Annotated in this window: 11 protein-coding genes; 6 read left to right on the top strand and 5 right to left on the bottom strand. The window is 61.9% G+C overall.

Translation table 11 applies throughout. From position 1 onward, the window contains the following. Nucleotides 1–13 precede the first annotated feature (13 nt). From SPITH_RS11540 to aspS, 3 genes are read left to right on the top strand one after another with little or no spacing between them, the layout of a single operon-like run. Nucleotides 14–1,375: an amidase family protein gene (locus SPITH_RS11540; protein ID WP_014625823.1), complete on the top strand. Its 1,362-nt coding sequence runs from the start codon at nucleotides 14–16 to the stop codon at nucleotides 1,373–1,375. 3 nt (nucleotides 1,376–1,378) lie between these two features. Next, the gene (gatB, locus tag SPITH_RS11535; RefSeq protein ID WP_014625822.1) at nucleotides 1,379–2,803 is read left to right on the top strand and encodes an Asp-tRNA(Asn)/Glu-tRNA(Gln) amidotransferase subunit GatB; all 1,425 of its coding nucleotides are present in this window, start codon (nucleotides 1,379–1,381) and stop codon (nucleotides 2,801–2,803) included. Beyond that, nucleotides 2,800–4,074 carry an aspartate--tRNA(Asn) ligase gene (gene aspS, locus SPITH_RS11530; RefSeq protein WP_014625821.1) on the top strand — a complete coding sequence of 425 codons (1,275 nt, stop codon included), beginning with the start codon at nucleotides 2,800–2,802 and terminating at the stop codon, nucleotides 4,072–4,074. The genes gatB and aspS overlap by 4 nt, the downstream gene beginning before the upstream one ends. Before the next feature lie 48 nt (nucleotides 4,075–4,122). On the opposite strand, the gene SPITH_RS11525 is transcribed toward aspS, so the two are convergent. From SPITH_RS11525 to SPITH_RS11515, 3 genes are read right to left on the bottom strand one after another with little or no spacing between them, the layout of a single operon-like run. Next, a complete protein-coding gene (locus tag SPITH_RS11525) occupies nucleotides 4,123–5,061 on the bottom strand; it encodes an SPFH domain-containing protein (protein ID WP_014625820.1) in 939 nt (312 codons plus the stop codon). Next, nucleotides 5,058–5,996, bottom strand: coding sequence for an SPFH domain-containing protein (locus tag SPITH_RS11520; protein WP_014625819.1), 939 nt, complete (start codon nucleotides 5,994–5,996; stop codon nucleotides 5,058–5,060). Before SPITH_RS11520 ends, SPITH_RS11525 begins: the two co-directional genes overlap by 4 nt. A gap of 33 nt (nucleotides 5,997–6,029) precedes the next feature. Beyond that, on the bottom strand, nucleotides 6,030–6,491 hold the full coding sequence (locus tag SPITH_RS11515) for an NfeD family protein (protein WP_014625818.1): 462 nt from the start codon (nucleotides 6,489–6,491) through the stop codon (nucleotides 6,030–6,032). A gap of 87 nt (nucleotides 6,492–6,578) precedes the next feature. Between SPITH_RS11515 and SPITH_RS11510 the strand changes: the two genes are divergently transcribed. Further along, nucleotides 6,579–8,102, top strand: coding sequence for a Ppx/GppA phosphatase family protein (locus SPITH_RS11510; protein WP_014625817.1), 1,524 nt, complete (start codon nucleotides 6,579–6,581; stop codon nucleotides 8,100–8,102). Further along, the gene (gene ppk1 / locus SPITH_RS11505; protein ID WP_014625816.1) at nucleotides 8,099–10,144 is read left to right on the top strand and encodes a polyphosphate kinase 1; all 2,046 of its coding nucleotides are present in this window, start codon (nucleotides 8,099–8,101) and stop codon (nucleotides 10,142–10,144) included. The genes SPITH_RS11510 and ppk1 overlap by 4 nt, the downstream gene beginning before the upstream one ends. A gap of 4 nt (nucleotides 10,145–10,148) precedes the next feature. Here the strand turns inward: ppk1 and SPITH_RS11500 are convergent, their stop codons facing one another. Continuing rightward, complete coding sequence (locus SPITH_RS11500; protein ID WP_013314977.1) at nucleotides 10,149–10,472, bottom strand: LB_289 family protein; 324 nt, start codon at nucleotides 10,470–10,472, stop codon at nucleotides 10,149–10,151. Nucleotides 10,473–10,588: 116 nt separating this feature from the next. Between SPITH_RS11500 and SPITH_RS11495 the strand changes: the two genes are divergently transcribed. Continuing rightward, a complete protein-coding gene (locus SPITH_RS11495; RefSeq protein ID WP_014625815.1) occupies nucleotides 10,589–12,013 on the top strand; it encodes an MATE family efflux transporter in 1,425 nt (474 codons plus the stop codon). Here the strand turns inward: SPITH_RS11495 and SPITH_RS11490 are convergent. After that, nucleotides 12,008–13,153 (bottom strand): M23 family metallopeptidase, encoded by a 1,146-nt coding sequence (locus SPITH_RS11490; protein ID WP_281047827.1) that lies wholly within the window; start codon nucleotides 13,151–13,153, stop codon nucleotides 12,008–12,010. The genes SPITH_RS11495 and SPITH_RS11490 overlap by 6 nt on opposite strands. Nucleotides 13,154–13,204 lie beyond the last annotated feature (51 nt).

Raw genomic sequence — 13,204 nt, 5'->3', positions numbered from 1 at the left:
GAAGGAGTATCACATGGATCTTCTTGACGGGGGAGCGAAAGAGGAGACATACCTCTCGAAGCTTAGGGAGAGGAACGAGGAGATAGGGGCGTTTCTCTCCCTCGATGCGGCGCGGGGGAAGGCCCTTTCGTCGGGGGACGGCGTGCTTCGTGGTCTCCCCTTCGGGGTGAAGGACAACATCGCGGTGGAGGGGTTTCCTCTCACGTGTGCGTCCCGGATGCTCCAGGACCTGGTGAGTCCCTATACCGCGACCGCGGTGAGTCGGCTTCTCGAGCAGGGAGCCGTGGTGGTGGGCAAGACGAACCTGGACGAGTTCGGTATGGGGTCTTCCTGCGACATGTCGGCCCTTGGGAGGACCAACAACCCCTGGGATCTCTCGAGGGCGGCGGGAGGTTCTTCCGGAGGAAGTGCTGCCGCGGTCTCCGCAGGGATGGTACCCTTCGCCCTGGGCTCGGACACCGGAGGTTCGGTGCGTCAGCCGGCGGCGTTCTGCGGGGTATATGGCCTCAAGCCCACCTACGGTGTGGTATCCCGTTTCGGTCTCGTGGCCTACGCTTCTTCCCTCGAGGTGATCGGGGCCGTGGCCATGGATCTCGACCTCCTGGAGACGGTCTTCGAGGTGATGAGGGGTGAGGACGAAAGGGATCACTCCTCTCTTGATCCGGAGGAGGACGACTGTGAGGTGAGGCGGATCGCCGTGCTCACCGGAGATCTGGGACTCGAAGCACCGGTGGCCCGGGCGTACGAGAGGGCCCAGGAGGTGCTCAAGGATCTGGGGTTCCAGCTCGTGGAGGTCGTCCTCCCTGAACTCGAATATGCCGTGCCCGCCTACTACACCATCGCGACGGCGGAGGCGAGCGCGAACCTGGCGCGGTACACCGGTATCCGTTACGGACACCGACCGATGTGGTCGGAGAACCCCCAGGAGCTCATGCGCAAGGCGAGGAGCGAGGGGTTCGGCCCCGAGGTGAAGCTCCGCATCCTCCTGGGGACCTTCGTCCTTCGCTCGGGTTTCCAGGATCGGTACTACCACAAAGCGCAGCGGGTGCGCACCCTCATACGGAGGAGCCTCGAGCAGGTGTTCTCCTCCGCGGATGTCTTGCTCATGCCGGTCTTCCCTACGCTCCCGTTTCCCCACGGAGAGGGAGGGCTCTCCTCCTTCCAGCAGAAGATGGCGGACCGTTTCACCACCACCGCGAACCTCGCAGGTGTGCCTGCGCTCGCAGTGCCCGTGGGAAGAGAGGAGGGCCTTCCCGTGGGCGTCCAGGTGATGGCCCCGCCGTTCGGGGAGCAGCGTCTCTTCCAGGTGGCACGTGCGTATCGCCGTGTGTACACTCCGGAACACCCCGTCGCCTATCCCCCGTTATGGAGTTGAGCCGTGTATCAGGCGTATATCGGTCTTGAGATCCACATACAGCTTCTCACGAAAAGCAAGGTCTTCTGCTCCTGCAGAGCACAGTTCGGTGATGAGCCGAATACGAACGTGTGTCCGGTGTGTATGGGATATCCCGGGGTCCTGCCCGCCCTCAACGAAGAGGCGGTGAGGATGGGGTATGTGGTGGCCCGCGCCCTCAACTGTACTTTGAGCAGGCGTACGGTCTTCGCGAGGAAGAACTACTTCTATCCCGACATGCCGAAGAACTACCAGATCTCACAGTACGACGATCCGATCGGTCGGGATGGGTATATCGACATCGAGATCGGGGGGAGGATCAAGCGGGTGCGTGTCCACGAGGTGCATCTGGAGGAGGATGCGGGTAAGATGATCCACGTGGGGGACGCCTCCTTGTGCGACGACAACCGAGCGGGCACACCGCTCCTCGAGATCGTGACCGAGCCCGATATGGAGAGCGGGGAGGAGGCGGAGGCGCTCATCCAGGAATTCCGGCGTATGGTCCGCTACCTGGGCGTGTGCGATGGGAACATGGAGGAAGGATCGCTCAGATGCGACGCCAACGTCTCCGTGAACGAGGCGGGCAAGGGGCTCGGCACCAAGGTGGAGATAAAGAACCTCAATTCCAGCAGGTTCGTGCGCCTGGCGCTCGACCACGAGATCGAGCGCCAGAAGGCCCTCCTCGAAGAGGGAAGGCAGGTGGTGCAGGAGACCAGGCTCTGGAACGAGAACCGGGATGTCACGGAATCCATGCGGACCAAGGAGAGCGCCCACGATTACAGGTATTTCCCCGAGCCCGATCTTCCTCCGTTCGTGCCGGACGAGGCCTTTTTCGCTCGGGTGGAGGCCTCGCTCGTGGAGCTTCCGCTGGCTCGGAAGCAGCGGTTCCTCTCGGACTACGGGATTTCGGTGCAGCAGGCCGACTTCCTCATAGAGGAGAAGGCTCGGGCCGATTTCTTCGAGGAGGCCGTGCGCCGAGGGGTCGCTCCTTCGACTGCCGCTGCATGGCTCGCCGGGGACGTGGCCAAGCTCCTCAACCGTTACAGGGTGGAGCTCGATGCCTCCCCGCTCACCATGGACCGTTTCGTCCTGCTCATGGAACTCCTTCAGAAGGGCGAGATCCATGGGAGGATCGCCAAGCAGGTCCTCTCGGCGGTATTCGAAGAGGACAAGGACCCTTCCCGGATCATCGAGGAGAAGGGTTGGAGGCAACTCTCCGAGGAGGAGCTCGTGAAGGTGGTGGACGAAGTCATCACCGCTCACCCCAAGGCGGTGGAACAGGTGAAGGGAGGGGAGGAGAAGCCCGTCGGTTTCCTCATGGGTCAGGTGATGGCCCGTACCGCGGGAAGGGCCCACCCCGAGAAGACGCGCGAGGTGCTCCTCTCTCGGATCCGAGGAGGTGAGGGATGAGGGTGCTCGCAGCACGGATCGCCTCGCATACGGGGAAGGATGTGGTGGTGAAGGGGTGGGTGCACAGGATCAGGGAGCTGGGGGGTATCTCCTTCATCATACTGCGAGATCGCAGCGGGGAAGTGCAGCTCGTCCTCGAGGGATCTGCAGACCTCACGCTCGAGTCGGTGATCTCCGTGAAGGGAAGGGTTGAGGCGAACGAGAAGGCCCCCGGTGGGGCCGAGATCCACGTGGGTGAGATTGAGGTCCTCGCCCGGGCGGAACCCGATCTTCCCATCCCCATCAATCAGGATCCTTCCCAGCTCTCCCTCGACGCCCTGCTCGATCACAGGATGCTCTCCCTCCGTATCCCCAAGATCCGCACCATATTCACCCTTCAGGCGGGCCTCGTACAGTATTTCGCAGATTACCTCAGGTCCCAGGGGTTCTCGGAGATAAAGACGAGCAAGCTCATCGCCACGGGGACCGAAGGGGGGACCGGGCTGTTCGAGGTGAACTACTTCGACCGAAAGGTGTACCTCGCCCAGTCCCCCCAGTTCTACAAACAAGCCATGGTGGCCTCCGGGATGGAGCGGGTCTTCGAGATAGGGATGGCCTACCGGGCGGAGAAACACGACACGCCCCGCCACCTCAACGAGTACGTCTCGCTCGACGTGGAGATGGCCTTCATAGAGACCGAGCACGATCTCATGGACCTGGAGGAGGGTATCCTCGCCTACATGTTCGAGAAGGTGAAGAGCGAGCACGAGGAGGTGCTCAGGCTCTGGGATGCCACGGTGCCGGATCCCGAGAGGGTGAAGGACATCCCCCGCATCTCGTACGACGAGGGCAAGAAGATCGCGTCCGAGCGTGCGGGGAGGAAGATCTTCGAGATCAACCCCGAGGCCGAACGTCTCCTCTGCGAGTGGGCCCATGAAAAGGCCGGGATAGAGGCGGTCTTCGTCTACGGTTTTCCCCGGAGGGCCCGGCCGTTCTATACCTATCCGGAGGGACGGAGTTCCACCAGGAGTTTCGACCTCCTCTTCAGGGGGCTCGAGATCACCACGGGCGGAAGACGGATCCACGAGTACTCCATGCTCAAGGAGACACTGCCGCTCTTCGGTCTCACCGAGGAGGGGCTCGGGGGTTATGTGGAAATCTTCAAGTACGGGTGTCCACCTCACGGTGGATTCGCCATAGGACTCGAGCGTCTCACCCAGAAGATCCTGGGGCTTCAGAACGTGCGGGAGGCCTCTCTCTTTCCCCGGGACAGGCGAAGGGTGTCCCCCTGAGGGCGGGACTCTCGAGCTCGAAGAGGGGGGAGGCGTTCCCCCCTCTTCTCATTCTTCTCGAACCGCCCGTGTGAGACTCTCCAGCACCTGGGTGAGGTCTCCCAGGTTGAGCGGAAGGACGAGAGATGTCTCCTTGCGGGCGAGTTGTGAGAGCTCTTCCACGTATTGCTGGGAGATCTGGAGGAGCACCGCATCCTCTCCCCCTTCCCGGGTAACGGCCCCTGCGAGGGAGCGGATGCTCTCGGCGGTGGCTTTAGCGAGGGCGCGGATCTCCACCGCCTTCCCGTCCGCTTCGTTGATCCGGGCCTGCTTTTCCCCCTCGCTCTTCTGGATGAGTTCCTCCATCACACCGAGCGAATGGTTGATACGGGATTCCATCTCCCCTTCGCTCTGGGCCACGACCGCCCGCTTCTCGCGTTCCGCCTTCATCTGGATCTCCATTGCTTCCAGGATGCTCTGCGGTACATGGATGTTCTGGATCTCGTAGCGTACGATCTGGACGCCCCATGGTTCCGTCGCGTCGGAGATGCCCCGCACGATGGCGGCGTTGATGGCCTCGCGCTCCTCGAATGTCTTGTCGAGTTCGAGCTGGCCTATGACGGAGCGCATGGTGGTCTGGGCGAGCTGGATGGTGGCGTAGTGATAGTCTTCTATGCCGTAGCTCGCCTTCACCGGGTCCATGAGTTTGAGATAGAGGACTCCGTCTATCTCTATCCGCACGTTGTCCCTCGTGATCGCGGGCTGTTTCGGGACGTCGATTACCTGTTCCTTGAGGGTGTGGACGTATTTCACCCGTTCCATGAACGGTACGAGGAGGTGGATGCCGGCTCCGAGAGTGCGGGAATATTTGCCCAGGCGTTCCACTACCAGCACGGTCTGGGCCGGGACGATGCGGATCGATCTGAGGATCTGGACCAGAAGCACCAGGAGGATGATCGCGCTCATGATCCAGAGGGGGATGAGTTCGGGTATGAGGAGTGGATTCATCGTTCACCTCCTTGAGACTTCCCCGAGGCAGCCTCTTCCATCACCTGGAGGAGCGATCTCACCTGCGAGAGGTCGAAGGGAAGTACGGAGATCCGTGCCTCCGAGAGGATGTCGCCGAGCCTGGTGAGGAACTGTTGCGTGATCTTGAGTTTCACCGCCTTTCTTCCTCCGGGTTCGGAGATGGCCTTCCCCACCTCGGTGAGGCTCTCCGCCGTGGCCCGGGCGATCGTCTCCACCGCATAGGCCTCTCCCTCGGCGGTGTTTATCTTCGCCTGTTTCTCCCCCTTCGAGAGATTGATGGCACTCTCGCGCTCACCCCGTGCGAGGTTGATCCTCGCTTCCTTTTCTCCTTCGCTCGTGAGGATCTGCGCACGCTTCTTTCTCTCCGCCTGGACCTGTCGTTCCATGGCCTCGAGCACCGTGACGGGTGGGAGGATGTCACGTATCTCGTAACGCGTCACCTTCACGCCCCAGGGGTCGGAGGCCTCGTCCACGGCCTTCACGATGGCGGTGTTGATGCGCTCCCGTTCGGAGAACGTGTTGTCCAGATCGATCTTTCCGATCTCGGACCTCATGGTGGTCTTCGCGAGCTGGATGGATGCATACCGGTAGTCGTCGATGCCGTAGCTCGCCTTCACCGGATCGACCACCTTGAGGTAGAGCACGCCGTCCACGGTGACCTGCACGTTGTCCCTCGTGATGCAGACCTGCGGTTCCACGTCGAGGACCTGCTCCTTGAGCGTATGACGGTAGGCCACCCGTTGGATGAAGGGGACCACGAAATGGAGTCCCGCACCCATGGTCTTGCGGTACTTCCCCAGCTGCTCCACCACCCATGCCTCCTGTTCCGGGACGATGCGGATGAGCCTGAAGAAAATGATGAAGGCGAGCCACAGGATGAAGAGGCTCACGAGATAGGTGAGAAAGACGTTCATCGCCACCTCCTTGTCGGTTCGTATTCCGGAGGATCAGTCTTCCTCCACGTCGTCGTCCTGGCGGGTGACCGCGAACCTCAGTCCCTCCTGCTCGAGGATGAGGACCCTGGTCCCCGGCGGGATGGGTTCCTCGTCGTAGGTGACGGCCTCCCATGTGGTACCCTGGAATCGGATCCTCCCCGGCCTTTCCGGGGAGATCTCTTCGGTCACGAGGGCGGTGCGGCCCACGGATTCGGGGGTCTGGCGGTCGAGGAGTTCTCCCCCGAAAAGGGGGGTGAGGAACCTTCTGAGGAGCGCGAACGAGAGGAATGAGGATGCGACCCAGAGGACGACCTGGAAGAGGATGTCGTTGGCGAGGCCGGGGAAGATGAGGCAGAGCACCCCTGTGAAGACCGCCCCTGTGCCGAAGAAGAACACCACGAACCCTGGTATCCAGAACTCGAGGAGGGAGAGGAGGATACCCCCCAGGATCCAGAGAAGAGGAAGGTATCTCATACGTTCACTATACTTCCTCCCTTCGACTTCCGCAACGGATATAGTGCACTTTTCGGGAGAAACGGGTATGCTGGAAGGGGAGGAACGATGGAAAAGGGATCTCCGGTGGCTGTATTGGATATAGGGACCATCGCGCTTCGGCTTGTGGTCGCCCAGCTCTTTCCAAAGGGTGAGTTCAGGATCCTCGATCGGGCGGTACGCAACTGTCCTCTGGGTAAGGATGTGTTCGAAACGGGGAGGATCGGGCAGGAGACGATGCTCGCCGCGCTCCAGATACTCAAGGACTTCTGCGAGCTGCTCTCGGGGTGGGGCATCCCGCCCCAGGATGTGCGGGTGATCGCCACGAGTGCCTTGCGGGAGGCCCGTAACAGCGACGCCTTCGTGGAGCGGGTGGAGCGGGAGTTGGGTCTCAGGATCAAAGTGGTGGAAGGGATCGAACAGGGCCACCTCACGTACCTCGCGGTACAGAAGGGTCTCTCCCGAATCAAGGAGTTCGCTCGGACCAACGCCCTCATCCTGGAGGTGGGAGGGGGCTCCACGGAGATCATGGTCTTCAAGCGTGGGAAGATGGTCTCTTCACATTCCCTCAACCTGGGTACCGTCCGATTGCTCAAGCAGGTGCCGGGTACGCTCAGGGAGTGGTCGAGGCTCGAGCATTTCGTGAGGGAGGCGATCCTCGGCATCTGGGAGCTCCTCAACTCCGAGCTTCCCCTCGAGAGGATCGCCACCTATGTGGCGGTGGGTGGGGATCCTCGTTTCGTCGCTTCCCGGGTGGGGAGGCGGGAAAAACTGCCTTTCTGGCGTATCTCAAAAGAGGGATTCCTCACCTTTCTCCACGATCTCAAGGATCTCTCTCCAGAGGATTGCGTGAGAAAGTTCAGCCTCTCGTTCGCCGAGGCGGAGAACCTCCTCCCGGCCCTCCTCATCCACAGGGAGTTCCTCCTGAGCACGGCCGCGGACGAACTCATCGTTCCGGACGTGAGTATCAGGGAGGGGGTCCTGGTGGGGATGGCTCTCGGTTCGGAGGTGGAGAGGGAACAGGAGTTCTATCCTCAGATCATCGCCTCGGCGGAGAACCTCGCCCGGAAGTTCTCGTCCGATCTCTCCCATGCCCTGTTCGTGAGGGATCTCGCCCTCACGCTCTTCGACGCCCTTTCCTCCCTCCACGGTATGGATTCCCACGACAGGCTCGTACTGGAGGTGGCGGCCATCCTCCACGACGTGGGAAGGTTCGTCCATCCGGAGCGTCACGAAGTGCACGGGGCGTACCTGGTGAGGAACAGCGATCTGTTCGGGTTCTCCAAGGGGGAGCTCGAAGTGGCAGCCAGGGTGATAGAGCTCCACAGAGGGGCGTGGGTGGAGAGGATACGGGAGATCTCCGACCCCGCTGTGCGGTTCCGGGTGAAGAAGCTGGCTTCTCTCCTCAGGGTGGCGGATGCTCTCGACAGGAGTCACCGGCAGAGGTTCGTCCCGGCCGGTGTCGAGGTGACCGAGAGAGAGGTCCTCGTCCGCAGTGAGAGCGGTGCCGGCGGGGAAGGGGAGGCTCTCGCGTTGCGGGAGAAGGGCGACCTCTTCGAGGAGGTATGGGGAAGGAGGATCAGGCTGGTATGAACCAGAGGTTTTTCCACAGGGACTTGAGCTGGGTGGAGTTCAACGCGCGGGTCCTGGCAGAGGGGCTTCGCGAGGACGTCCCCCTCTTGGAGCGGGTGAAGTTCCTCGCGATCACCGGTTCGAACTTCGACGAGTTCTTCCAGGTCCGGGTGGCGACCTTGAGGAAGCAGCGGCGGAGGGGGGACAGGAGTACCTGCCCCTCGGGGATCCGTCCCTCCGAGGCGATCGACAGGATCCACCGCAGGGTCCGCGAGCTGCTCAGGTCGGCCTACGAGGGGTTCGAGCAGAGGATCCTGCCGCAGCTCGAGGCGGAGGGGATCCCGAGGATTCCCAGGTCGGAGTTCGACGAGGAGGTGAAGGGATTCTTTCTCCGCGAGGTGTTCCCGCTTCTCACTCCGGTGAGCCTGGAGGGTGCGTTTCCCTTCCTGCATCCCGAGCGTTTCTGGATCCTCGGGTGCGGTGATGAGGGGAGAAAGGTGCTGGTGGAGATCCCTCCGATGCTCCCTCCTGTGGTGTTCTTCCCCGGACCGGGGGGGAGGGTGCGCTGGACCTTCTTGGAAGAGATGATCGAGGCCTTCCTCCCGGATCTCGTGCCCGGGGTGAGGGATGTCATGGTCTTTCGGGTGCTCAGGGATGCGGATCTCTCGGTGGACGAAGAGCGGGACGAGGATTTCCTCAGGGCCATGGAGGAGGTGCTCGAGGATAGGGCCTCGAGCCGGGCGGTGGCCCTCTTCGTGAGGGAGGGGGCGGACCGTCTCGCCGAGGCGGTGCGGGAGGAGTTGGAACTCGAGGAAGACGCGGTGTTCCGGACAGGGGTGCCGCTGGCCCTTTCGTCGTTGTTCGCGCTCTACGAAGGGATCGATCGGGCGGATCTCAAGGATCCTCCCTGGCCGCCTGTGATGCCGGCGGGCTACGAGGAGGAGCGATCGATCCTGGAGGTCCTGGACGATCGGGATCTCCTCCTTCACCATCCCTACGAATCCTTCTATCCGGTCATCCGCCTCCTTGAGGAGGCGGCAGAAGATCCCGAGGTCCTCGTCGTGAAGATCGTTCTCTACAGGACGGCGAAGGATTCAAGGATCGTGGCGGCCCTGGAGAGGGCCGCCAGAAAGGGGAAGCAGGTGGTGGTCCTCCTGGAGCTCAAAGCCCGGTTCGACGAGGCGAGGAACATCGAGTGGGCGAAGAGGCTGGAACGGGCGGGAGCCATCGTACTCTACGGTATTTCACATCTCAAGGTACACGCCAAGGCTCTCATGGTGATACGAAAGGATGGGAAGGGGATTCGGCGTTACGTTCACGTCTCTACGGGGAACTACAACGAGCGGACGGCCCAGTTGTACTCCGACATCGGGTTCATGACTTCCCGAGAGGATCTCGCGGCCGAGATCGCCCATTTCTTCAACATGGTGACGGGGTATACCAATATCACCTCCCTCCAGAAGCTGGCGGTCGCTCCTCACACACTCAAGCCCAGACTGATCTCTCTCATCGAGCGTGAGATACATCGCGTCCGCGATGGAGAGAGCGGCCGCATCATGGCGAAGATGAACGCACTCGCCGATCCCGATGTCATCGAGGCCCTCTATCGGGCGTCTCAGGAGGGAGTGGAGGTGCTCCTCAACGTGAGGGGGGTATGTATGCTCGTACCCGGAGTGCCGGGTTTGAGCGAGCGGATCAGAGTGGTGAGCATTGTGGACAGGTTCCTGGAACATTCCCGCATCTACTACTTCGAGAACGGGGGAGAGCCCGATCTCTTCATCGCAAGTGCCGACTGGATGCCGAGAAACCTCGAGCGGCGGGTGGAACTCATGATCCCCGTCGAGAGTCCGGGGCTCAAGAGGAAGGTGATACGTATCCTCACCACCTATTTCGCCGACACCACCCACTCCTATCTGCTTACGCCCCAGGGGTCGTATACCCGGGTGACGGGGCCCGAGCCGGTGCGGGCCCAAGAGGTGCTCTACCGGCTCTCTCAGAGGGAGGATGTCTCGTTCTCCTCGTACGAGGAGGAGGGTCGGTTCAGAGTGAGGAAAAAGAGGTGAGAGATCAGCTCTCCAGGTAGGTCTTGAGTTGGGTGTAGGCGATCTCTTTTTCTTTCACGCCCGTGCTCTTGACGGCCTTTCGGATGACGGTCTCCCATTCCTCCCTGGGGAGCTCCTGCTTCATCTCCTCGATACAGGCGAAGATGTCCGGATTGTTCGGAATGTTGTAGATCATCTCCTCATCGTAGAAGAAGAGCGAGGCGAGTCGTTTGATGTACTCTCCCACCACATTCCCCTTCTTCTTCTGCTGCTTTCGGGCGAGACTCTCTTGTTTCTTCTGGGCCCGCCGCAACTCCCGTTCCATCTTCTCTATCTCGTTCATCTTCATGTCGCACCCCCTCGCTGTGATGGGACCTCTACGCTGTATCGTTTACATTACTATGATACTCATGGAGGTGGCAAGGTGGTCGGCAGGAAACCCGTTCCATGCTATGGTACGCGGATATGAAGTGGAGAGCAGCACGTGGAGTACTGAAACGGCTCAGTCCTCACCCCTTCTTCATGAGGAGGGTGTGGATGCTCGCCTTTCCCATCGCCATCCAGAACCTCCTCTTCTCGGTGCTCAACATGGTCGATACGTTCATGATCGGCCAGCTCGGTACCGAGGAAGTGGCGGGTGTGGCCCTCGCCAACCAGTGGTACTTCGTCTTCTTCCTTTTCGTCTTCGCGATAGGATCGGGTGCCGCGATCTTCACCGCGCAGTTGTGGGGTAAGGGTGATGTGGAGGGGGTTCGCCGTTTCGCCGGTATCGCCCTGATCTTCGCTCTCTTCATCGGGGCGGTCTTTTCGATCGTGGCCCTCCTCTTCCCCTCCTTGATCCTCAGGGTCTTCACCGACGACGGCGAGGTGATCGCCCTGGGGCTTTCCTATTTCAGGTGGATTTGGATCTCGTATCCCTTCACCGCCTTCTCCTTCCTCTACGGTATCGTGTTGCGGTCCACAGGAGAGGTGGCGCTTCCCTTCCAGGCCTCCACCATCGCCCTGGCGATGAATACCGTGGGGAACTATCTCCTCATCTTCGGTCCCGGGCCTTTCCCCAGGCTCGGCGTGGAAGGGGCGGCGATCGCGACCGTGATCGCCCGCATCTTCGAGGCGGGGTATGTCCTGATCGCGGTATACCTCCGGCGTACCGTGCTCGCCGCCAGGCTCCGCAGCCTCCTCTCCTTCTCGGGGAGGGAGGTGCGAGACTACCTCGAGAGGGCCCTGCCCGTGGTGGGCAGCGAGGTGGGGTGGGCACTGGGTGTTTCGGCCTACCAGGCGGTCTTCGCCCGGGTGAGCACCGAGGCGGTGGCGGCCTATACCCTCGCCAACACGCTCTTCAACTTCGCGGTGGTGGTCTTCGTGGGGACGAGCAATGCGTGCAGCATCATGATAGGGAACGTCCTGGGGAAGGGGCGGGTCCGGAGGGCGCAGGAGTATGCGGTGAGTTTCTCCCTCTGGGCGGTGCTCCTGGGTGCGCTCTCGGGGCTCTTCCTGATCGCTGGATCCTTCCTCTTTCCCTCCTTCTTCAGGATATCCCCGCTCGCAAAGGAGTTCCTCCGCGCTTCGCTGGTGGTGGTGGGGGTGGCGATGCCCTGGAAGATCTTCAACTGGCACGCCACGGTGGGGATCTTCCGCAGCGGGGGCGACACCTTCTTCGGGATGCTCCTCGAACTCGGCGGGGTGTGGGGAGTGGGGGTGCCGATCGCGGTGTGTTCGGGGCTCCTCGCCGGTCTTCCCTTCCCCGTGGTGCTCTCTCTGGTGCAGCTGGAGGAGGTGGTGAAGGCTCTCGCCGGTGTGGTGAGGATACGAAGGGCGAAGTGGATACGGATGGTGCGGGGGGTGCCTGCCGGTGAGGTCCTCATCTCTCCGGAGGGGGTCTCCTCATGAGTCCTCCTGCCCGGTGAATGCGTACGTGTAGCGGTAGCCGTAGCGGAAGGTGCGGGCCGAGGGGAGGGGACGCAGGAGGGTGAGGAAGCGCTCGGTGCGTGGGGGGATGGTGATGCTGAGCTTCCTTGGGGTGGTGGCCTCCATGCCCGAGAGCACGAGCTCCACCTCCACCCGTGCCGGTCGGTCGAATCCGTTGCCCACGTACACCACCACGGTGTCGTCGATCTGCTCGGTGCGGAAGACGATTCTCTCCACGGGTTCGACGGGAGCCTCGTGGTCCTTGAAGTCCTCGTTGCTGAGGAGCCTTCCCAGGACCACGGGGAAGGCAGGGCCGCCGGGGTGGAAGGCATAGTAGTACGAGCCTTCCTCGGGGATCACGGCGGTTCCGTCGTAATTGAGGAACCTGATGGGTATGGAGGTGAGCCCTTCTGTGGTGGGTATGCGCACGTCGAAGTGGAGGTGGGGACCCGAGCTCTGACCGGTGTTGCCGCTGTAGCCTATGAGCTGGCCGGCCTCGACGCGGTCGCCCGGTTCCACGAGTGCACCGTCCTTCCTGAGGTGGACGTAGTTCCCGAAGGTGCCGTCCTCGTGGTAGATGAGGATGTAGTTTGCGTCGTCCCCATAGGAGGCCGAGGTGCCTCCCACAGAGGAGTCCTCCTTCACGTAGGCCGTCACGCCTCCCCGTGCTGCGTAGACCGGTGTGCCTTCATCCATGGCGAAGTCGACCGCATACTCGTTCTCGCCGCGGTGGGTGAAGGCGCCGTGGAAGGCCTGGTCCACACGGTGCTTCGTTCCGTGGGCGAAGGGGAAGAGGTAGAGGTGGTTCTCGTCGGGGTGTACGGCGTGTATGTCTCCCGGAAGGGTCTTCCATCTGATCCTCACGCGGCGGCCTTCCTCGGGTTGTATCGTGAGGATGGGGAGGGGGCCATCCCTTGGGCCGAGGACCGCGGTGAAGGGGATGTCGCCGTCCATGCTCCCGCCGCTGAGCTCCGAGAGGACGAAGGTCCCCGGGATGGGGAGAGGGTTGCGGGCCTCCACCACGATGAGTCCGTCGTCCCGCTGGGTGAACTGGACGATGAGGAAGTCCTCTGCCGCGAGGAGGGAGGAACAGAGGAGGAGGAATGCGAGGACGGGTTTCATTATATAAGAGGATACTCCCACGGGGCCCTCGGGGGCAAGCTTCTGTGGACA

This window comes from Spirochaeta thermophila DSM 6578, from assembly GCF_000184345.1.
Classification (GTDB): Bacteria; Spirochaetota; Spirochaetia; order Winmispirales; family Winmispiraceae; genus Winmispira; species Winmispira thermophila.
Note: the sequence above shows the minus strand (reverse complement) of the source record. Positions and strands in the feature narration are given on the sequence as shown.